The organism is Nocardia sp. NPDC056541 (assembly GCF_042794235.1).
In the GTDB taxonomy this organism is placed as follows: domain Bacteria; phylum Actinomycetota; class Actinomycetes; order Mycobacteriales; family Mycobacteriaceae; genus Nocardia.
Genome location: NZ_JBHTUD010000001.1, coordinates 330,693 through 351,230, shown reverse-complemented (window position 1 = coordinate 351,230; position 20,538 = coordinate 330,693). Strand labels below are relative to the sequence as shown.

Below are 20,538 nucleotides of genomic sequence, written 5' to 3'. Positions count from 1 at the left end.
TGTCCTCCTGTGCTGTGCGGGCGAGATGCCCGAATGAACTACTTGCCGCCGTTGTCGCTGCCGCCGCCGCGGTAGTCGCCCGCCGCGGAGCCGCTGGTCCAGCCGTAACCGCTGGTGTGGGCGTGATGGCGGCGCGTGCCGTTGGCGTAGCTGTCGACGAGGATCAGGGAGCCACCGGCATGCGGTGACACCGCGAGGAGGTCGTGGTCAAAGCGTAGGTAGTGGTTGTCGCCGGTATTGCGCCGGCCGCGCGGGTCGGTGGCTTTCGCGATCGTGGCGGCCACCACGGCCGGTGCGGCGGTGGCGAGGAACGCGAGGCCGTTGTTCGCCTGATCGAGTTGCTGCGCTCGCCGATACTTCTCCGCGACGAATTCACGCGGATCCTCGTCGCGGGTGACCACCACGACGACGACCACCGCCACGACGACCGCGACCACCGCCACCAGGCTCGCGATGATCCACCTGGTGCGATTCATCGAGCCGACCCCCCGAACCCGGTGCGCCACCCAACTGTCCGTGCTGCGTTGATGACTGACCCTCCCCATCGAAAAATCCTGCCGGACTGTATCACCGGGTGAGCGGACCTCCCGCATCGATTCGGACAATACGGACCGACAGAGTCGCTGTGCCCGTGATCAGGCGAGGGTGGGTTCCTGCGTCGGTAACCAGTCGCGGGCCGGGTCGTACTCCAGCCACCGATTCTCGCCTGCCGTCCGGACCAGGGCGGTCACCAGCGCTTCGAGCAGTGGCGGTTCGGCGCCGGTACGCCAGATCAACGACCAGGCGTAGAGGGGAGTCGGGTCCACCAGCGGTATCGCGGTGACCCCTGGCACCTCGGGGAACTCGACGTCGGCGGGCAGGAGGGCGAAGCCACGCGGATCGGCGGCCAGCGTCGAAAGCATCGGTGCGAGACCGAGATTCGGCGTGGTGAGGTGCTCGCTGATACCGAAACGTTCGGCGAAACGGGCAAGAAAGTCCAGGCGGCCGAGATCGGCCGGTGCGTGCAGGACGCTGTCGCGCAGCTGGTCGGGGCGCAGTGAGGTGGCCCCGGCGAGCCGATGATCGGTGCTCACGACCACATCGACCGGCTCGAGGCGGACGAGACGATGGGTCAACCCGTCCGGTAAGGGCGGGTGGACCCGGCCGAATCCGGCATCGATCTCACCGTGGACGACGGCCGCGGCGACGGTGGGCAGGTCGCGTCCGTGGCCCGGTCGTAGTGGCGGTGCTCCCGGTGCGGTCGCGACCTGGGCGACCGTGCGCAGCGGAGCGAACAGGTGCCCCCACACGTCGATGTGCAGGGGACCGTGCGCGCCGACGAGGGCGGCCACCGCCCGATCACCCGCGCGCAGGGTCTCCTCGGCGCCCGGCAGAAACCGCGCGCCGGCCTCGGTGAGTCGTACCCCGAGCTGGTCGCGGTCGAGTAGGCGGACACCGAGGCTGGATTCCAGTCGGGCCACTCGCTTGGACAGCGCCTGCTGAGTGATCCCGAGGTTCGCGGCGGCACGGCCGAAATGCCGTTCGTGCGCCGTGCGCACGAACGCGCGTACGGTTGCCAGGTCCAGGTCCACGTTCGCACCATAGCGCTCCTCTCGGCCGCCCTGACACGGAGTTCCACCGACTGCGGCGAAACCGTCGGCGGTCGGCGTCGAGGTATGACACGCAGCGGCGACAACCGTGCGTTGTCACCATCGCGGCCCAGTTGTTGGCCCGGGCCGACGGCACGGCGGTTACATCACGGCATGCGACGTTTGATTCCGACCGGCGACCCGAAGCGGCCGGTCACCATGACCGAAGCGGCCGAACCCGTGCCCCGCGCCGACGAGGCACTCGTCCGCGTCGAGGCTTTCGCGCCCAACCGTGGCGAGACCTTCCTGTTGGCGGATCCGCGCCCGGATCTGTTGCCGGGCAAAGACATCGCCGGACTGGTCGTGCAGGCCGCGGCCGACGGATCCGGCCCATCGGTCGGGACCCGGGTCGTCGGTCATCCGCCGCTGGGTGGCTGGGCGGAATACGCGGCGGTGCCGACAAACGCACTGGTTCCCCTGCCCGACGGGGTGGACGCGGTCCGTGCGGCCGCCCTTCCGCTGGCCGGCATCACCGCCCTGCGATTGATGCGGGTGGCGGGGCCGGTAGCGGGGACTCGGATCCTGCTCACCGGGGCATCGGGCGGCGTCGGGCACTACGTGACCGAACTCGCGGCGGCAGCCGGCGCCTCGGTCACCGCCGTCACGGCGTCGCCCGAACGCGGACAGCGGCTCTCGGCCCTGGGCGCCACCCAGGTGGTGCACGACCTCGACGCGGCCTCCGGGCCCTTCGACCTCGTCCTCGAGTCGACCGGCGGCCCCGCACTGGCACTGTGCCTGGCAAAGCTCGTTCCCGGTGGCACGGCGGTCTGGTTCGGGCAGGCGAGCCGAACACCGGCGACGCTCGATTTCTTCGACTTCTTCACCGGCCCGGAGAACGCGACGCTCCGGCACTTCCACTACGCGGGCGCGCCCTACGATCGCGACCTCGCCACGCTCGTGCGGCTCGTCGCCGAGAACAGGCTGCATCCGGAGATCGGCCGGGTCGCCGACTGGTCCGAGACCGCTGAAGTGCTGGTAGATCTGCGGGATCGGCGCATTCGAGGCAAGGCCGTCCTGACCACGGGTGCGGCGCGATGAACGCCGAACTGGTCGAGTCGATGTTCAGTCGCGCCACGGGCGCGGGAATCGACCCACACGCCTATCGCCGGGCCTGTGCCGCTGTCGCGACTCCCGCCGACTGGGCGCCCGCGTGCGCGGCCGCGGCCCTGCGGTTCCGGGTCGCGGCCGAGCAGCACCGGGGGGTTACGCAACCGCACCCCGGGCCTGACCGGGCGGACCGTGGGTCGGCGGCCGCGCGATATCCAACAGCGCCGCCGTCGTCGGTCACCCGAGGCGAGAATCTCCTGATGGCGGCGCGATGGGCGCACTTGGCCACGCTCATCCCCGACAGCGATCACCACGTGCACGCGGCGGCGGCCGACTCCGCCGCCGAAGCGGGCTTCTCGCTCCTGGAACCGGATTCGCGGCGGATCACCGGTCGCGATTTCACCGGCATCCGGCGCGGCCCCGCTGACGCGGCACGCACTGTGATCGTGGTGCCGGGACTGGACTCGAGCAAGGACGAGTTCCATGTGCTCGCCGACGCACTCGTCCGTCGAGGCGCGGCCGTGTTCGCCATGGACGGACCCGGGCAGGGCGCGCTCGCCGCGACCTCGACCGTGACCACCGCCTATCCCGTCGTGATCGGCGGGGTGATCGACGCGCTCGGTGTCGCGGAGGTGGGCATCGTCGGGCTCAGCCTCGGCGGGTACTACGCGGCAGCCGCCGCGGCACTCGACCCGCGAATCACCGTGGCCGCCACGGTGAGTGGACCGTTCCGACTCGACTGGCCGGCACTGCCCGACCCCGTCGGTGACCTCATCACCCGCCGAGCAGGGTCCCGCGAAGCCGCCGAAGCCTTCGCCTCCACAGTCGATCTGACACCCCTCGCCCCGGCCCTGCACTGCCCACTGCTGGTGGTCGACGGCGCGGACGACGCCATCCCCGGGGTCACCGACGGTGCACTGCTGGCGCGCACCGCACCGCGTGCCCACTACCTGCGCATCCCCGGCGGCGACCACCTCGTCGGGAACAACCGGCCGGCCTGGCTGCCCACCGTCGCCGACCACCTCACCGAAGGAATCTCATGAACCGTTACACCGACAAGATCGCGCTCGTCACCGGCGGCACCAGCGGAATGGGCCTGGCCACCGCACAGCGGTTGATCGACGAAGGCGCCCACGTCGTCATCACCGGGCGCACCGGCGAACGCGTCCGGGCCGCCGCCGCGCAGCTCGGCCCGCGCGCCACCGGTCTCGCCGCCGACACCGCCGACCTGAACGCCATCGACACGATGGTCGCCGCCGTCACCGCGCGATTCGGCCGCCTCGATCTGGTCTTCGCCAACGCGGGCACCGGCGCCTTCGCCGCGTTCTCCGACATCACCGAGGCCGACTTCGACCACACCGTCGACGTCAACCTCAAGGGCGTGTTCTTCACCGTCCAGAAGACGTTGCCGCTGCTCACCCCCGGCGCGGCCGTGGTCCTCAACGCGTCGTGGACCCTGCACCGCGCCGACAGCGCCCTGACCCTCTACGCCGCCACCAAGGCCGCGGTCCACAATCTCGCCCGCACCCTCGCCACCGAACTCGGCCCCCGCGGCATCCGGGTCAACTCCATCAGCCCCGGCTATATCGATACCCCCATGTCCGCCGGGGCGATGACCGAGGAGTTCGCCACCATGGCCGCGTCCCGCGTCGTGAGCGGACGATTCGGCAACACCGACGAGATCGCCGCCCTCGTCGCCTTTCTCGGCTCCGCCGAGGCGTCCTACATCAACGGTCAGGACATCATCGTCGACGGCGGACTGGTCGCCGCGTACCCGCGGTGACAACTCAGCGTGGGCGCTGCCAGCGCAGCGTGTAGCGCCACATCAGGCGGCGGTGGATCTCGGCACCGGGCAGGTGTTCGGCGGCGGCGGAACGGATTTCGGCGAGGGTTTCGCGTGGGTCGGCCAGCGTGACATCGGGGCCGCCGTGCGACCGGCGCCGCCACCGATCCAGGCCCCAGATCGCGGGGAGGAGGGGGAGGTAGTGGAAGTCGCTGACCGGGTGCATCTTCCAGAGGCCGACCACCGCGAGGGTGCCGCCGGGGGCGACGAGATGGCGCAGGGCGGTGACGCCCTCACGTACCGGGACATGGTGCAAGGTGGCGACGGCGGTGACCACGTCGAAGGTTTGGTCGAGGTCGCGGAAGTCGGCGTGTTCGAGGTGGACGTTGGGGGCGGCGGGCGCGTTGGCGATGACCCGGTCATCGATGTCCACGCCGAGCACCGCGTCACAGCGGGTCGCTAATTTGCGGGCGAGTAACCCGTCACCGCAGCCGATGTCCAATGCCGTGCGGGCAGTGTCGGGCACCTGATCGAGTACCCAGGGGTGGTAGTGCGTGTTGTGGTTCCAGTAGGGGTCGGTCGGCATGACCGGTGAACGCGCCGGGCCGCGGATGGGTTCCGGAACTGGTGTGCGTCACAAGCTGTTTCGAGGACTATCGCCCGGATGTGTGCTCGGACAGCCATTCGCCGAACCGGGTGAGATCGTCCAGGACCACATCGGCGCCCGCGGTCCACAATCCGTCGGCGTCGTAGGGTCCGGTCGTGACGCCGACGGCCACCACGCCCGCCGCCTTGGCGCCGCGCATGTCGCCCGCGTGGTCGCCGACGAAGACGTGGGCCGACTCCTCGCGCAACACGTCGGCCTTTCCGGTCGCCCACAGGTCACCGGCGAGGCGATCGACCCGCCAGCCGAGATGGTCGACGTGCAGGCGCGCGTGCGGCTCGAATTTGCCGGTGACGACCAACGTCCGCCCACCGCCGGCCCGCACGGCGGCCAGCGCGTCGTCGGCGCCGGGGAGGGCGCCGATGTGGCCGATGACGTCCGGGTACAGCTCGCGGTAGCGGGTGACCAGATGGGGGATCAGATCGTCGGGCGCGCCCGCGTCGCCGAGCAGCGTGGCCAGTGGCGGGCCGAGGTGCTCGGCGAAGTGTGAGCCGTCCATCGGGAGATCGAACTCGCGCGCGAGGGTGTCGATCGCCAGGGCGACGCCCGGACGTGAATCGATGAGCGTCATGTCCAGGTCGAAGCCGACGGTGAGAGTCACGTTGTCGAGCCTATCGCCGAGGGGCCACCGGCCCTGTGGGTCGCTGCCCGGACCTGTCTCGAACTGCACTGATTCACGTGGAACCCCCGCTGCACTCGATGCCGAAATCGGTTGGGGGAGTGCGGTGCAGCCAAGCACGCTGTGCGTCATGGCATTTGAGTCCTACCGCTGGGTAACCGGATAACCCGCAGGTCACACGCCCATCGAAAGATGTTGGGACAGCGTGCCACCCGGCAAACGGCAGTAAGGGCAATGGTGCAGTGACTGCCGTTCCAGGGTTTCGAACCCCGGGGCGCGACCCTGAACCGGGGGCGCGCCCGGAGTCGTCAGCTACTGGCGGCCGCGGTGAACGGTGCGACGGTGGGCACCGACACCGGCCGTGAGGGATGGGTCCACACGCCTTTGCGCTCCAGGATCGGCAGCACGCCCTCGCCGAACCAGTACGCCTCCTCCAGATGCGGATACCCGGACAGGATGAAGTGGTCGATCCCGATGGCGGCGTATTCGAGCAGTCGATCGGCCACCTCGGCGTGCGACCCGACCAGCGCCGTGCCCGCGCCACCGCGCACCAGGCCGACGCCCGCCCACAGATTCGGGGCGATCTCGAGCCCGTCGGTGCGCCCGTTGTGCAGACGCGCCATCCGGCGCTGCCCCTCGGAGTCGCTCTTGGCCAGGTTCGCCTGCACCCGTTCGATCTCACCGGGTGAGATGCCGTCGAGGAGCCGTTCGGCCTCGGTCCACGCCTCGGCGGCGGTGTCGCGGCTGATCACGTGGATGCGCAGGCCGAAGTCGACGGTGCGGCCCTCGATCGCGGCCAGTCCGCGGATCCAGTCCAGTTTCTTCGCGACCGCGTCCACCGGTTCGCCCCAGGTGAGGTAGGTGTCGGCGTAGCGGGCGGCGATCGGCCCGGCAGGCCCTGACGAACCGCCGAAGAACACCGGCGGAACCGGATCGGGACGGGCGCTGAGGATCGCGTCCTTCACCCGCAGGTGCTCGCCGGTGAAGCTGAACGGCTCGGTCGACGACCACAGCTCGCGCACGATGTGCAAGAACTCGCCGGTGCGCGCGTAGCGCTCGGCCTTGTCCAGGAAGTCGCCGTAGGCCTCCTGCTCGCGCTGCTCGCCACCGGTGACGACATTGAGCAGCAGACGCCCGGCGGAATGGCGCTGGAAGGTCGCCGCCATCTGGGCGGCCAAGGTGGGGCTGGTCAGACCGGGACGCAGCGCGACCAGGAACTTCAGCGTCTCGCTGGTCTGCACGAGCATGGCGGTGGTCAGCCACGCGTCCTCGCACCAGGCGCCGGTCGGGGTCAGGACACCCTCGAAGCCGTTGTCCTCGGCCGCGGCGGTGAGCTGGTTGAGATAGCGCAGCGTCGCGGGGCGATCACCGGACATGAAGCTCCCGTGTCCGCCCGCCATCAGGCCGCGTGAGTCGCCGTAGGTGGGCAGGAACCAGTGAAACGACAGTCGGTGATCGGTCATCCCTCGATGCTGACCGGTGCGCTCGCCCCCGTCACGGATTCCGATCACCGTGCGCGCAACCCCCGACACGCCGCAGCGCGGGCATGCCGAACTAGACGTAACTAAGCGAAACACGTAACCTCGTGAAAAGCTCGGGCGACGGTGCTCGGGCCGGCGACCCTACGAAACGAGTTTCCTCAATGACGCGGCATGTCGACGTACTGATCATCGGCGCTGGCCTCTCCGGAATCGGTACGGCCTGTCACCTGACTCGCGAGCAGACCGGACGCACCTACGCGATCCTCGAGCGCCGCGAGAACATCGGTGGTACCTGGGACCTGTTCAAGTACCCCGGCATCCGCTCGGACTCGGACATGCTCACCTTCGGTTTCGGCTTCCGCCCCTGGATCGGCACCAAGGTGCTCGCCGACGGCGCCAGCATCCGGCAGTACGTCGAGGACACCGCCAAGGAATACGGCGTCACCGACCACATCACGTTCGGCCGCAAGGTCGTCACCGCCGATTTCGATCGTGGCACCGCGCTGTGGACCGTGCAGGCCGTGATCGAGGCGACCGGCGAGACCGAGACCTGGACCGCGAACTTCGTCGTCGGCGCCAGCGGCTACTACAACTACGACAAGGGCTACCAGCCCGAATTCCCCGGTCAGGACGACTTCAAGGGTCAGATCGTGCACCCGCAGCACTGGCCGGAGGATCTGGATTACGCAGGCAAGAAGGTCGTCGTCATCGGTTCCGGCGCCACCGCGATCACGCTGATCCCGTCGATGGCCGACACCGCCGCGCACGTCACCATGCTGCAGCGCTCGCCCACCTGGATCCAGGCGCTGCCGTCGGACGACCCGGTCGCGATCGGTTTCAAGAAGTCGCGCGTGCCCGACGCCGTCGCCTACAAGATCGGTCGCGCCCGCAACATCGCCCTGCAGCGCGCCAGCTTCCAGCTCTCGCGCACCAACCCCGAGCTGGCCAAGAAGCTCATGCTGGCGCAGGTGCGCCTGCAGCTCGGCAAGAAGGTCGACCTGCGCCACTTCACCCCCAGCTACAACCCGTGGGATCAGCGCCTGTGCGTGGTGCCCAACGGTGACCTGTTCAAGGTGCTCAAGAGCGGTAAGGCCGACATCGTCACCGACCGCATCGCGAAGTTCACCGAGAAGGGCATCTTGACCGAGTCGGGCCAGGAGCTCGAGGCCGACATCATCGTCACCGCCACCGGCCTGAACGTGCAGATGCTCGGCGGCATCACGCTCACCATCGACGGCGCTCCGGTGAAGTTCAACGAGACGGTCGCCTACAAGAGCGTCCTGTACTCCGACATCCCGAACTTCCTGATGATCATCGGCTACACCAACGCCTCCTGGACCCTGAAGGCCGACCTCGCCGCCGCGTACCTGTGCCGCGTGCTCAACATCATGCGCGACCGCGGCTACACCACCTTCGAGGTGCACGCCAACCCCGACGACATCGCCGACGAGTCGCTCATGGGTGGCGCCCTCACCTCGGGCTACATCCAGCGGGGCAACGACGCCATGCCCCGCCAGGGCGCGCGCGGTGCCTGGAAACTGGTCAACAACTACTACCGGGACCGCACCCTGATGCACAAGGCGCCGATCGAGGACGGCGTGCTCCAGTTCAGCAAGACCGGCACCAGCGTGGAGCCGGGCGCGGAGAGCATCGGCGCCTAGGCGCGCTACTGACGATCGCCGGTGGCAGCGCTAGCTCTCCTCGGAGCTAGCGCCCGTCCTTCGCGGCTTGGCGCCGTGCCCCCGCGGCGATGCTGGAGGCCTCGAACTTCTTTCGACCGGAGGACTCGCGGGTGGCGTCGGTGCGCGCTTTCCCCGCGGAGCGCACCTTCCCGTCACTGTCGCCGATATCGCTGAACGACGGCGCGTCCTTGCGGGCGCGGGCGAGCCTCTCGGCCTTCAACTTGCGGGCATTGCGTTTCGAGGCCGTGGCCAGCTGGCGGCTCACCCGGCTGAGCGCACTTTCGAAGACTTCCGCTTTGCCGGCGTTGTGGGTGTTCGCCGATTTTCCGGCGGCGCGCGCTCCCTTGGCTTCTACCTTGGCCGCGCCGGATCGGCGATACACCTTGACGAATTTGTTGCGCGCCCGCCGCACGCGGGTATGCAGCCGGATCAGCGCCTCTTCGTCGAGGTCGGCCATCTGCGCTTTCTTTGTGCCGCGGATCAGGACGTACTCGTCTTCGGACAAGGAGTTCATCAACTTCGACATGTCGACTCCGATCTACCCGAGGGTCACCGTAGGAAAAGAGTGTAGTCCTACCCGTTGAGGGTCACTGTCGACGATCTTGTGCCACGAATTCGGGGGCTGTCGCGGTCAGGAATCGGCCGCAGTGGATTCTTGCGTGTCCGCACCGGGTCGCTGGGCCGTGTGGCGGGCCTGCTCGCTGTCGCGTTTCGGCCGATTTCCTTCACCCGGGCGAACTTTCAGCGGCTCCCGTACTATCGCGATCGAAGACACCGCCCGGGGAGATGAAGGAGGACGGTGTGGGATCTCGCCTACCGGCGACCATCCGTGACGCGGGGACGTGGCTGCGGCGATTCGCCGCGACGACACCAGGTGCGATCGGGGTGGTCCTCGTCGTGACCACGGTGGCCTGCCTGGTTGCCGGATCGACCGCGGGACGACAGCTCGACGCCAAGATCGTGCGCACCGAACAGGTGCTGGATCGGACCGAGCCGCTGGCCTTCGCCGCGCAGAGTCTGTATGTATCGCTCTCGGCCGCCGACGCGGGCGCCGCGACGGCCTTCCTGTCCGGCGGCATCGAATCGCCACAGGTGCGAGACACCTACGAGCAGGCGCTCGCCGAGGCCGCCGCCGCCCTGGCGGAGGCGACCGCCGGTGCCACCGACGCGCAGACCAGGGCGATCGTCGCCCGCATCGCCGCCGACCTGCCGACCTACACGGGCTTGGTGGAGACCGCGCGCGCCAACAATCGTCAGGGCTTCCCGGTGGGTTCGGCGTATCTGCGCCAGGCCTCGGATCTGATGCAGACATCGCTGCTGCCCAATGCCGAACAACTCAGTAAGGCCCGCTTCGCCGCGGTGCGGGAGGACCAGCAGCGCATCGGCGCGCTGCCGTGGACGAGCATCGTGCTCCTGCTGCTGGTCCTCGCGGTGTGCCTGGTCGGGTCGATCGTGTTGCTGCGCCGGACGAACCGCCTGGTGAACACCGGCCTGGCGCTGGCCGCGCTGGCCGCGCTGGTGGCGCTGCTGTGGACCGCGGGTGCCACCTCGACCGCCGCGCAATTGCTCGAGGACGGAAGTTCCGGCGCCGGAGCGCGCGTGGAGAACCTGGCAGGGGCCCGCATCCTGGCCCAGCAGGCCCGCACCGACGAAACCCTGGCCCTGATCACCCGCGGCGACATCACCGCCACGGAGAAGGCCTTCCAAACCCACAGCGGCGACCTGCGCGGGCGCCTCACCGCGGCCGGTGGCGGCGACTCCGATGCCGAACGCGCGCTGACGAATTGGAACGCGGGGCACAATGCCCAGCGCACCGCCTACGAGAAGGCCGACTATCCCGGCGCGGTCACCCAGGCGATCGGCACCGGCCCCGACAGCTCGGCCACCAGCTTCGCCCGCCTCGACCAGGAACTGCGCGACGACCTCGCCCAGGCCCGCGACGACCTGCGCGACGGTGTCGCCGCCGCCGCAACATCGTTGACCCTCAGCCCCTTCGGCACCCTGCTCCTGCTGCTGGCCGCGGCCGGCGCGGTGATCTCCGGACTCTGGCCACGACTCAAGGAGTTCTTGTGAGGCGTCCACTGCTGGTCGCGCTCGCCGCGGCCGTCGCGCTGGTCGCGGGCTGTGCCGACGCCCCCGAACCGTCGACCATCGCCGCCACCGCCGTCGCCCCACCGCTGCCCGGCGCCGAGGCGATCACCTCGGCGCCGACCGCCGAGGGCACCGGAACCTGCGATACCGAAGCGACATTGGCGCCGACGACCCAACCGCGACCGGGTGCGATGCCCGCGGGGTCGGCGATGGCCGCCATCATCGCCAACGGCAGGCTGCGGGTCGGCGTCGATCAGAACACCTACATGTTCGGCTTCCGCAACCCGTCGACCGGCAAGCTCGAGGGTTTCGACATCGACCTGGCCAGGGAGATCGCGCGCGATCTGTTCGGTGACCCGGACAAGATCGAACTGCGTTCCGTCACCGCGGCCGACCGGATCCCGCTGTTGCAGGAGAAGAAGGTCGACATGATCGTGCGCACCTTCTCGGCGACCTGCGAACGCCGCCGTGAGGTCGATTTCTCGAGCGTGTACTACCGTGCGGCGCAGCGCATCGCGGCCCCGCACGGCGCGGGCATCACCAACGGCGCCGGGCTCGCGGGCAAGCGGGTCTGCGTCGCGAAGGGCACCACCGCCGCCGCGCCGCTGTTCACGCTGCCGACCCCACCCACCGTGCTCGGCGTGACCAACTGGACCGACTGCCTGGTGGCCCTGCAGCAGGGCACCGTCGACGCGATCAGCGGGGACGAGCCGATCCTGGCGGGGCTGGTCGCCCAGGACCACAATCTCGAGGTCGTCGGCGACCCGATCGGCGCGGGCGCTTACGCCGTCGGGGTGCCGCGCGGCAGCGACGAGCTGGTGCGTTTCGTCAACGGCGTACTCGACCGCGCCCGTACCGACGGCACCTGGCAGCGGATCTACGCCCAGCACCTGTCGACTCTGGGCCCCTCGCAGGGGCCGCCGGTACCCCGGTACGTCGGATGAGCTGGCCGATGCTCGGCGTGCTCGAGATCGATCGTGAACTGGCGGGGCGCACAGCGGAATTGGCGACGGTGACCACGACCCTGCTGGAACTGGACCGCCACCCCGGCCTGGCCCTGGTCCGCCGCTATCCGCCGACGGGGGAGACCGCGCGTCGGTGGGCGCCGGTGGAGAAGGCACTGGGCGAACTCTGGGAGGACCTGGGGCGGGTGCGCGCCATCCTCGGCGAGGCGCAGGCGGTGCGGGCCGGTCGCGGCAGGGTCGACGACCGATCGCGGGGGCGGCTCACCGAGCTGCTGCGCGGTCGCCCACACGAGGTGGCGCGGATCCCGATCCCCTTGGCACAGCGCGGCCTGACCGGTCCCAGTGAGACCGTCGTGACAGTCGGCATCGCCGATTGCCTGGACCGGATGCGCGCCGCGTTCGCCTTCGTCGCCCCGTTCGCCGACGAGGTCGCGGCGGTCGATGAACAGGTGCTCGGCGCACTCGCCCCGCTGCAACAGCGCGTCGAGCAAGCGCGTGGCGCACTGGACGCGGCCACCGAACCACTGTCCACGCTCTTGGGTCGCGCGGGCACCGATCCGCTCGGTTTCGGGCCGGGTGAGATCGCCACCGCCCTCGCCTCGCTCACGGCGCTGATCGATACCGAATCCGCCCGCCACAGCGACCATCTCGCCGTTGCCGCCGATCTGCCCGGCGCTGTCGCCGCCCTGCGCGCACAGTTGGCCGATCTCGGCGAACGGCAAGATCGCGCCGACGGCACCGTCACCCAGGCTCAGCACAAGGTCGCGACCGGCGAGCTACCCGACGGCGGCGAACCGGCCACGAGATTGCGCGCCGAACTCGACACTCTCGGCGGTACACCCGATCGGCCGACAGTGGAACATCTGCTCGCGCTGCGCGTGCGGGCCGGCGACGCTGCCGAAAAGGCCACACGGCGTGAGGAATTGGCGCGTGGTCTGCTCGATCGGCGCGCCGAACTGCGCGGCAGACTCACCGCCTACCGTGCGAAGGCCTCGCGGCTCGGAGTGAGCGAGGACCGGGATGTGCTCGCCGCCGACCGGATCGCGGCCGGTCTGCTCACCCGCACACCGTGCGATCTGGCCGCGGTCACCCGGGCCGTCGCGGACTATCGTTCGATCATCGGGGAGAAAGCGGGGCGGACAGCATGAGGTGTAGTGAACCGGGGTGCGGCGGCACGATCGAGGACGGCTACTGCGCACTGTGCGGTACCGCGCCCGTCGCGAGCGCGCCACCGGTACCGCAGGCCGGCCTCGTGGGCAACGGCCGATCGGGGCGCACGACAGCGCAGCCGCGCAGGGCGAACCCGCAGCCGCCACCGATACCCGTGCCGGTTCCCGGCGCCTGTGGCGAACCCGAGTGCGACGGCACGATCGTCGACGGGTACTGCGACACCTGCGGTACCGCACCGGCTACGGTGACGGGTCCGATGCACAGCCCGTCCGCGTCGACGGTCAGCGCGAGCGGGCGCACCTCGAGTCGCTCGGTGCGAACCCGGTCGGGCTCGGCGCGTTCGGCCGCGCGCGGCAGGCTCGGCGCCGGGCTCGTCGAAGTGCCGCCGGTCCCGCGCGTCGACCCGGCCACGGCGGTGCTCACCGACCCCCAGGTGCCCGAATCCGACCGCTTCTGCGGCAAGTGTGACAAGCCTGTCGGGCGCGGCCAGGCCGGTGTTCCCGGCCGCACCGCCGGGTTCTGCCCGCACTGTGGCACCCGCTACTCCTTCGTGCCCCGGCTGCGGGCAGGCGATCTCGTCGGCGGCCAGTACGAAGTGGCGGGGGCGCTGGCCCACGGTGGTCTCGGCTGGATCTATCTGGCCACCGACCGCGCCGTCAACAAACGCTGGGTGGTCCTCAAAGGGCTCATCGACACCGGCGACGCCGACGCCCTGGCCGCGGCCCTGGCCGAACGGCGTTTCCTCGCCGAGGTCGACCACCCCAACATCGTCAAGATCCACAACTTCACCGAACACGCCGACGCCGACGGCGAACCCGTCGGCTACATCGTCATGGCCTATGTCGGCGGCACCTCGCTCAAGCAGATCCTGCGCGCCCACCGCGCCGAAACCCAGCGCTATCTGCCGCCCGCGCAGGCGATCGCCTATGTGCTGGAAATGCTGCCCGCCCTCGGCTATCTGCACGCTCGCGGCTGGGCCTACTGCGATTTCAAGCCCGACAATGTGATGCAGACCGAGGAACGCCTCGAGCTGATCGACCTCGGTGCGGTCATCGCGATGGACGACCGCACCAGCCCCATCTACGGCACCCTCGGCTACCAGGCACCCGAGATCGCCGAAACCGGGCCGACGGTGGCCACCGAGATCTACACCGCGGGCCGCACACTGGCCGTGCTGATGATGCGAGTGCCCTCCGTCGACGGCAAGCTCGGCCCGATCCCCGGTCCCGAGACCGAACCGGTACTGGCCGAACATGATTCGCTGTACCGATTCCTGCGGCGGGCCACCGACCCCGACCCACTGGCGCGTTTCGCCTCGACGAGCGAAATGGCCGACCAGCTCACCGGTGTGCTGCGCGAGGTGCTGGCGACCGGCGACGGGATCCCACGGCCCGGCATGTCGAGCCAGTTCGGTCCCGCCCGTGCCGTCTTCGGCATCGACAGCGTCACACCCGAACCGGGCGCCCTCATCGCCGGCCTGCCCGCCCCGCTGGTCGACCCCGGCGACAGTGGCGCCGCCCTGCTGGCGACCACCGATGCCGCGACCCCGGCCGAACTCGAGCGGGCACTCACCGCCGGACTGCGCGCGGTGGTGACCGGATCGGGCGAGTCGGTCGAGATCCCGCTGCGACTGGTGCGCGCCGAGCTCGAAGCGGGTGACGCGGCAGCGGCGCTGACCCGGCTGGCCGCCTTGGACGCCGAGCTCGAATTCGACTGGCGCCCCGTCTGGTATCGAGCCAAGGCTGCCCTGCTCACCGGCGACTATGCCGATGCGGCCGCCGATTTCGAGTCCGTCTACGCGGCACTGCCCGGTGAATCCGCTCCCAAACTCGCGCTGGCGGCCGCCCTGGAGCTCGGTGCAGGCGCCCGCGGCGAGCAGCCCGACACCGGAGCCTTCGAGCTCGGCCGCGCGCTGGCGCTCTACGAAACGGTCTGGCGCACCGACCACACCTATCTGTCGGCCGCCTTCGGCGCCGCGCGACTGCGCCGCGCCGACGGTGACCGCACGGGCGCGGTGGCGGTCCTCGATCAGGTCGACCGCACCTCCTCGATGTTCACCGAGGCCCGGCTCTCCGCCGTCGAAACGCTACTGACGCACCGGGATCCGGCCGACCTCGACGAGGACCTGCTCCGCCGGACCGGCGAGCGCGTCGACCACTTGCGCCTCGACTCGCGCAAACGCACCGCGCAGGTGCGGATGGTCGTCCTCGAGGCGGCCCTGAACTGGATCCGGTCGGGACAGCAACCGAGGACACCAGGCAAGCTGTTGGACGTGGAATTCACCGAGCAGGGCGTGCGGACGGGATTGGAACGATGCTTGCGGACACTGGCGCGCGAGGCCGACGACATGTGGACCCGATTCGTCCTGGTGGACCAGGCGAACTCGGTGCGCCCCAGGACCACCCTGTGACGGCGCCGGGCTGTGCCGACTGCGCGGGCTCGGCGCGGGCGGGACACCGCTTCTGTGAAGGCTGCGGTCGCGAACTCGGCGTGCGCAAAGTCGCACTGCCCGTGCATGATCCGGTCGCGGTGCCGCAGTGCTCGACCTGCGGTGAACGCCGCTACGAGGGCGGCTACTGCGTCAAATGCGGCAGCCCCAAGCCTGTCCCTGATCGTTTCGAGGAAGACCTCGGCGCGGTGTATGTCCTCACCGACCGCGGAATCAGCCACTCCCGCAACGAAGACGCGGTCGCGGCCGCGGTGCGCGAGGGCGACGGCATCCGGGTGATCGTGGTCAGCGACGGCGTCTCCACTTCCCAGGATCCGCAGGCGGCCTCCGGCAATGCCGCCCGCACCGGTGTCGACGCCGCGCTGGCCGCCCTGGCCGAGGGCAGGGCCGACTCCGATGCCGCGATGGCGGGCCTGGCGGCGGCGACCGCCGCGGTGCGCGGCATGTCACGCACCCCCGAGTACGCGCCGTCGTGCACCTATGTCTCCGCGATCGTGCGCGAGACGAGCGTGGGTACCGACATCACCGTCGCCAATGTCGGTGACAGCAGGGCATTCTGGCTGGCGGCGGGCGATCCGACCGCGTCACGCCGGCTCAGCGTCGACGATTCCTGGGCCCAGGCTCTCGTCGACGCGGGCGCCCTCGACGAGACCGCGGCGATGAACGACCCGCGCGCCCACACCCTGCTGCGCTGGCTCGGCGCCGACGGTGGCGAAGCACCGTGGTCGGCGAACTGCCTGCAACGCATGCTCGCCACCGAGCCGGGCACGCTGCTGCTGTGCAGCGACGGCCTGTGGAACTACCTGCCCGAGGCGGTCGCGCTCGCCGGCTTCACCGTCGAGACGTCGCCGCAGGCCGCCGCTCGCGCGCTCGCCGACTTCGCCCTCAACAGCGGGGGCAGTGACAACATCACCGTCGCCCTGGCTCCGGTGCCCGTTGCCGTATCGCCCGAACCAGGAGTGTCATGAGTTCCCCTGAGACAGCCGGTATCTCGATCGCCGTCGACCAGAACGAATTCCTCGCCGAAGGCGCGAGCGTGGTGGACGCGGTGCTGACGGTGACCACCGGTCCCGAACTCGCCGCCGTCGCGACACCGCCGCCGCGGCTCGAGATCCTGATCATCGACTGCTCCGGATCGATGGGTAACAAGCGCAAATTCGAGAACGCGCGCAACGCCACCCGCACCGCGCTCGACGAGATCCCCGACGGCACCGCGTTCGCCATCATCGAGGGCACCGAGTCGGCCCGGATGATCTACCCGAGCGACAACACCCTGTCCGCCCCCGCCGACCGCACACATCGCGCCTCGGCCCGGCGAGCCCTGGATCGGTTGCGGCCCGACGGCGGCACCGCGATGGGTTCATGGCTGGCGCTGGCCCGCGAGGTCGCCGCCGCGCACCCCGGCGCGCAGGCGCACGCGATTCTGCTCACCGACGGCAAGAACGAGCACGAGACCCCGCAGGAGCTCGCGACCGAACTCGACCGTGCCGAAGGGCTTTTCGTCTGCGACTGCCGCGGTGTCGGCGACGACTGGGTCGCCGAGGAAGTGCGCAAGATCGCCTCGAAACTGTCCGGGGACGCGAACATCGTCGCCGATCCGAAGGACCTGGCCCGAGATTTCGCCGCGATGATGCGTTCCTCGGCCGCGCGCGTGATCCCGGAACTGACGCTGAAGGTGTGGACTCCGGCCGGTGCGCGGGTGCGGATGGTCAAACAGGTCTCGCCGGTGCTCGAGGATCTGACCGGGCGCCGGATCGACGTGGGTGCGCAGGTGGGGGACTACCCGCTGTCGTCGTGGGCCGCCGAGGAGCGCGAATACCACGTGCAGATCGAACTGGAACCGGCCGCGCCGGGCCGGGAGAAGCTGGCCGCGCGGCTGAGTGTGCTGGCCGGCGACGAGGTACTGGGCCAGGGCCTGGTGCGCGCGGTCTGGACCACCGATTCGACGCTGTCGACCCGCATCAGTACCCGCGTCGCCCACTACACCGGCCAGGTCGAACTGGCCCAGGCCGTGCAGGAAGGTCTGGCGGCGCGCCGCACCGGCGATGTCACCACCGCGACCGCGAAGCTGCGTCGCGCGGTGGAACTCGCCGCCGCCTCCGGCCACGAGTCCACCGCCAAACTGCTGCGCGGTGTGGTCGAGGTCGAGCACGACGGCACCGTGAAGCTGCGCGGCCAGGTCGCCGCGGCCGACGAACTCGCCCTCGACATCCGCTCCACCAAGACCGCCCGGGTGCGGCCGGAGGGCGGCTGACATGCCGATGTGCGCGGACGGACACCAGTCGCGGTCGACGGACTACTGCGATGTGTGCGGATCGGCTCTGGGCACGGCGCCCGCGCCGGACCCGGCGGCTCTGCGCCTGTGCCCGAACTGCCACGCGCCGACCAGCGGACGCTTCTGCGAAGGATGCGGCCACGATTCCGCCCTGCCACCGGCGACAGCGACGTCCTCGCGTCCCGGTGATCGCGCGGAATCGGCCGACCCCGGATTCGACCCCACCATGATCGCTGCCGGCGCGCCCCCCGACAGTGGCCGATCCGGGGAGTGGGTCGCGCGGATCTTCGCCGACCGCGAGTTCTACGCGCGCGTCCGAGCCCGCAAGGGACCCGATGCCGAGCGTGTCGAATTCCCGGACTTCTACCCCGAACGTCGAATCATCTTGCGTGGCAACCAGTTCCTGATCGGAAAACGATCGGCCTCGCAAGGGATCGTGCCCGAGATCGACCTCGGCATCGCCCCGGCGGATATCGGCGTCTCCCGCGCACATGCGATGATCCAGGTCGATCAGAGGGGCGCGCTCACCATCACCGACCTCGGTTCCACCAACGGAACCAGCCTGGACGGCGCCGAATCACCGATCACACCGCAGCAGGCGGTCGCACTGCGCGAAGGCAGCCGGATCCATGTCGGCGGCTGGACCACCATCGCGATCACCGCGGAACCGTAGACGCATCTGTTCACCAAACGTAGGGTCGGGACCATGACGAAGTTCGACGGGAAGACCTGCCTGATCACCGGTGCCGCCAGCGGCCTCGGCCGCGCCACGGCGTTCGCGGCCGCCGCGAAGGGGGCCTCGCTCGTCCTCACCGACATCACGGCCGACACGCTCGCCACCACCGCCGAGGAACTGCGCGCGGCCGGGGCGACGGTGCATCTCGCGCACGCGGCCGACGTCAGCGACCATTCCGCGGTCGTCGGTCTCGCCGCCCATACTTTCGAGGCCGTGAGCCATGTCGACATCGTCATGAACGTGGCGGGCATCGCCACCTGGGGCACCGTCGACAAGCTCACGCCCCAGCAGTGGCGCCGCACCGTCGACATCAACCTGATGGGCCCCATCCACATCATCGAGGAGTTCGTGCGCCCGATGATCACCGCCGGTCGCGGCGGTCACCTGGTGAACGTGTCCTCGGCGGCGGGCATCTTCGGTCTACCGTGGCACGCGCCCTACAGCGCCACCAAGTTCGGCCTGCGCGGTGTCTCGGAGGTGCTGCGGTTCGACCTGCGCCGCCACAAGATCGGCGTCAGCCTGGTCTGCCCCGGCGCGATGGCCACCCCGATGGTCGACAGCGTCGACATCGCGGGCGTCGACCGCGACAACGCGGCGCTGAACAAGGCGATCAGGCTGTTCATGCGCCACGCCGTCACCCCGGAGCAGGCGGCCACGTCGGTGATCAAGGGTGTCGAGCGCAACCGCTACTGGGTCTACACCTCCCGCGACATCCAGTTGGCCCACTGGGGTCAGCGGTACTTCCCTTACGGCTACACCTTGGCCATGCGCGGTTTGAACTCCGCGATGACCAACTATGTCGACAAGAACGCCCTGGTCCGCTAGACGAGGTCGCTGGGGTCGGTATTGGCCCCACACAGGATCACGCACACCCGTTCGCCGGGCTCGGGCCGATAGGCCGGGCCCGAACCGGTGTCGAGCAGTGCCGCCATCGCGGTGGCCGCGCCGTTCTCCACGGCGATGCGATGCGAGGTCCACAGCTGCTGCCTGGCCGCGCGGATCGCCTCGTCGGGCACCAGCAACGACCGCACACTCGGATGCTGGGCGGCGGCCAAGGCCATCGCCGACACATTCGGGGCGCCGAGGGAATCCGCGGCGATCGAGTCGACGGTGACGTCCACCGGGTGACCGGCTTCGAGCGCGGCGTTCAGCGATCGACAGCCCTCGGGTTCGACGGCCACCGTGCGAATCCCGAAATGCTGTGCGGCGACCGCCGTTCCGGTGAACAACCCACCGCCGCCGACGGCGACGAGCACCGTGTCCAGGTCGGGGATGCGCGCCTGGATCTCGCGCATCAGCGTGCCGGCGCCCGCGGCCACGAGCGTATCGTCATAGGCATGGGCGGCCAGCGCACCACTGGTCTCGGCGAATTCCCGGCAAGCGGCCAACGCCTGCTTGTATTCCGGACCGATCAGTCGCACCCGCGCGCCGTAGTCACGAAGTCGACCGATTTTGACCGCAGGCGCGGTCTCGGGCAGAAACACCGTCGCGGGCACCCCCGCCTCCCGTGCCGCCCATGCGCACGCCAACCCGGCATTGCCGCCCGAGGCGATCGTCACACCCGCGTCCGGCAACGTTTCCGCTGCCGCGTGCGCGCGCACGAAATTCTGCGCACCACGCGCCTTGAACGTGCCGGTGAACTGCAAGAACTCCAGTGCGAACCAGAGCGGGTCCGGCCCTGGTCCGGCCGGTGCGACAGTGATCGGGCGAACCAGTCCGTCGATGCGCGCTGCGGCGGCTTCGATATCAGCGAAAGTCGGGGTCACCCCTCCGACTATGCCACCGGCCACGTCCCCTCGAACCGCCCGTTGAGCGGGCGAATTGTTACGACGGGTTTACGTCCGCACCAGTCTGGGTACATAACAGATCGGTAACAAGCTCGAAGGCGGGTAGTCGTGTCGGTCTGGGGACGCGAAACCCCCCAGTGCACCGGCGCACGCCCGGCGTG

Annotated in this window: 20 protein-coding genes; 12 read left to right on the top strand and 8 right to left on the bottom strand. The window is 69.9% G+C overall.

The window, feature by feature from the left end; genetic code table 11:
* Positions 1 to 38: 38 nt before the first annotated feature.
* Together ACFQ9R_RS01620 and ACFQ9R_RS01615 are read right to left on the bottom strand one after the other, a co-directional pair.
* Positions 39 to 476 carry a DUF4247 domain-containing protein gene (locus tag ACFQ9R_RS01620; protein ID WP_378987811.1) on the bottom strand — a complete coding sequence of 146 codons (438 nt, stop codon included), beginning with the start codon at positions 474 to 476 and terminating at the stop codon, positions 39 to 41.
* A 159-nt stretch (positions 477 to 635) separates the two neighbouring features.
* Complete coding sequence (locus tag ACFQ9R_RS01615) at positions 636 to 1,571, bottom strand: LysR family transcriptional regulator (RefSeq protein ID WP_378987809.1); 936 nt, start codon at positions 1,569 to 1,571, stop codon at positions 636 to 638.
* 171 nt (positions 1,572 to 1,742) lie between these two features.
* Here ACFQ9R_RS01615 and ACFQ9R_RS01610 point away from each other — a divergent pair, with 171 nt between their 5' ends.
* From ACFQ9R_RS01610 to ACFQ9R_RS01600, 3 genes are read left to right on the top strand one after another with little or no spacing between them, the layout of a single operon-like run.
* Positions 1,743 to 2,666, top strand: coding sequence for a zinc-binding dehydrogenase (locus ACFQ9R_RS01610; protein WP_378987806.1), 924 nt, complete (start codon positions 1,743 to 1,745; stop codon positions 2,664 to 2,666).
* A complete protein-coding gene (locus ACFQ9R_RS01605; protein WP_378987803.1) occupies positions 2,663 to 3,718 on the top strand; it encodes an alpha/beta hydrolase family protein in 1,056 nt (351 codons plus the stop codon). The genes ACFQ9R_RS01610 and ACFQ9R_RS01605 overlap by 4 nt, the downstream gene beginning before the upstream one ends.
* The gene (locus tag ACFQ9R_RS01600) at positions 3,715 to 4,458 is read left to right on the top strand and encodes an SDR family NAD(P)-dependent oxidoreductase (protein WP_378987800.1); all 744 of its coding nucleotides are present in this window, start codon (positions 3,715 to 3,717) and stop codon (positions 4,456 to 4,458) included. Before ACFQ9R_RS01605 ends, ACFQ9R_RS01600 begins: the two co-directional genes overlap by 4 nt.
* A 4-nt stretch (positions 4,459 to 4,462) precedes the next feature.
* Here the strand turns inward: ACFQ9R_RS01600 and ACFQ9R_RS01595 are convergent, their stop codons facing one another.
* The 3 genes from ACFQ9R_RS01595 to ACFQ9R_RS01585 form a co-directional block, all read right to left on the bottom strand.
* Positions 4,463 to 5,044 (bottom strand): class I SAM-dependent methyltransferase, encoded by a 582-nt coding sequence (locus tag ACFQ9R_RS01595; protein WP_378987797.1) that lies wholly within the window; start codon positions 5,042 to 5,044, stop codon positions 4,463 to 4,465.
* A 67-nt stretch (positions 5,045 to 5,111) separates the two neighbouring features.
* Entirely contained in the window at positions 5,112 to 5,723 is a 612-nt protein-coding gene (locus tag ACFQ9R_RS01590) for an HAD family hydrolase (RefSeq protein ID WP_378987794.1), read from the bottom strand.
* 326 nt (positions 5,724 to 6,049) lie between these two features.
* Positions 6,050 to 7,204: an LLM class flavin-dependent oxidoreductase gene (locus ACFQ9R_RS01585; protein ID WP_378987791.1), complete on the bottom strand. Its 1,155-nt coding sequence runs from the start codon at positions 7,202 to 7,204 to the stop codon at positions 6,050 to 6,052.
* Between the two features lie 179 nt (positions 7,205 to 7,383).
* Here ACFQ9R_RS01585 and ACFQ9R_RS01580 point away from each other — a divergent pair, with 179 nt between their 5' ends.
* Entirely contained in the window at positions 7,384 to 8,883 is a 1,500-nt protein-coding gene (locus ACFQ9R_RS01580; protein ID WP_378987788.1) for a flavin-containing monooxygenase, read from the top strand.
* 46 nt (positions 8,884 to 8,929) lie between these two features.
* Here ACFQ9R_RS01580 and ACFQ9R_RS01575 read toward each other — a convergent pair whose 3' ends face one another.
* The gene (locus ACFQ9R_RS01575; protein WP_378987785.1) at positions 8,930 to 9,430 is read right to left on the bottom strand and encodes a hypothetical protein; all 501 of its coding nucleotides are present in this window, start codon (positions 9,428 to 9,430) and stop codon (positions 8,930 to 8,932) included.
* A 275-nt stretch (positions 9,431 to 9,705) separates the two neighbouring features.
* Between ACFQ9R_RS01575 and ACFQ9R_RS01570 the strand changes: the two genes are divergently transcribed.
* Genes ACFQ9R_RS01570 through ACFQ9R_RS01560 form a run of 3 tightly spaced genes read left to right on the top strand, consistent with a single transcriptional unit; the run spans position 9,706 to position 13,108 of the window.
* Positions 9,706 to 10,977: a hypothetical protein gene (locus ACFQ9R_RS01570; protein WP_378987782.1), complete on the top strand. Its 1,272-nt coding sequence runs from the start codon at positions 9,706 to 9,708 to the stop codon at positions 10,975 to 10,977.
* Positions 10,974 to 11,939: a glutamate ABC transporter substrate-binding protein gene (locus ACFQ9R_RS01565; RefSeq protein ID WP_378987779.1), complete on the top strand. Its 966-nt coding sequence runs from the start codon at positions 10,974 to 10,976 to the stop codon at positions 11,937 to 11,939. The genes ACFQ9R_RS01570 and ACFQ9R_RS01565 overlap by 4 nt, the downstream gene beginning before the upstream one ends.
* Entirely contained in the window at positions 11,936 to 13,108 is a 1,173-nt protein-coding gene (locus ACFQ9R_RS01560) for a hypothetical protein (RefSeq protein ID WP_378987776.1), read from the top strand. Before ACFQ9R_RS01565 ends, ACFQ9R_RS01560 begins: the two co-directional genes overlap by 4 nt.
* 40 nt (positions 13,109 to 13,148) lie before the next feature.
* Here ACFQ9R_RS01560 and ACFQ9R_RS01555 read toward each other — a convergent pair whose 3' ends face one another.
* Positions 13,149 to 13,430, bottom strand: a complete 282-nt coding sequence (locus ACFQ9R_RS01555) for a hypothetical protein (protein WP_378987773.1) — start codon at positions 13,428 to 13,430, stop codon at positions 13,149 to 13,151.
* A 13-nt stretch (positions 13,431 to 13,443) separates the two neighbouring features.
* Here ACFQ9R_RS01555 and ACFQ9R_RS01550 point away from each other — a divergent pair, with 13 nt between their 5' ends.
* The 5 genes from ACFQ9R_RS01550 to ACFQ9R_RS01530 are packed head-to-tail and all read left to right on the top strand — an operon-like array spanning position 13,444 to position 19,415.
* Positions 13,444 to 15,540 carry a tetratricopeptide repeat protein gene (locus ACFQ9R_RS01550; protein ID WP_378987770.1) on the top strand — a complete coding sequence of 699 codons (2,097 nt, stop codon included), beginning with the start codon at positions 13,444 to 13,446 and terminating at the stop codon, positions 15,538 to 15,540.
* Complete coding sequence (locus ACFQ9R_RS01545) at positions 15,537 to 16,547, top strand: PP2C family protein-serine/threonine phosphatase (RefSeq protein ID WP_378987767.1); 1,011 nt, start codon at positions 15,537 to 15,539, stop codon at positions 16,545 to 16,547. The genes ACFQ9R_RS01550 and ACFQ9R_RS01545 overlap by 4 nt, the downstream gene beginning before the upstream one ends.
* Positions 16,544 to 17,833: a VWA domain-containing protein gene (locus ACFQ9R_RS01540; protein WP_378987764.1), complete on the top strand. Its 1,290-nt coding sequence runs from the start codon at positions 16,544 to 16,546 to the stop codon at positions 17,831 to 17,833. Before ACFQ9R_RS01545 ends, ACFQ9R_RS01540 begins: the two co-directional genes overlap by 4 nt.
* 1 nt (position 17,834) lies before the next feature.
* On the top strand, positions 17,835 to 18,527 hold the full coding sequence (locus tag ACFQ9R_RS01535) for an FHA domain-containing protein (protein WP_378987761.1): 693 nt from the start codon (positions 17,835 to 17,837) through the stop codon (positions 18,525 to 18,527).
* Between the two features lie 33 nt (positions 18,528 to 18,560).
* Positions 18,561 to 19,415, top strand: a complete 855-nt coding sequence (locus tag ACFQ9R_RS01530) for an SDR family oxidoreductase (protein ID WP_378987759.1) — start codon at positions 18,561 to 18,563, stop codon at positions 19,413 to 19,415.
* On the opposite strand, the gene ACFQ9R_RS01525 is transcribed toward ACFQ9R_RS01530, so the two are convergent.
* Positions 19,412 to 20,356 carry a threonine/serine dehydratase gene (locus ACFQ9R_RS01525; RefSeq protein ID WP_378987757.1) on the bottom strand — a complete coding sequence of 315 codons (945 nt, stop codon included), beginning with the start codon at positions 20,354 to 20,356 and terminating at the stop codon, positions 19,412 to 19,414. The genes ACFQ9R_RS01530 and ACFQ9R_RS01525 overlap by 4 nt on opposite strands.
* Between the last annotated feature and the right edge of the window lie 182 nt (positions 20,357 to 20,538).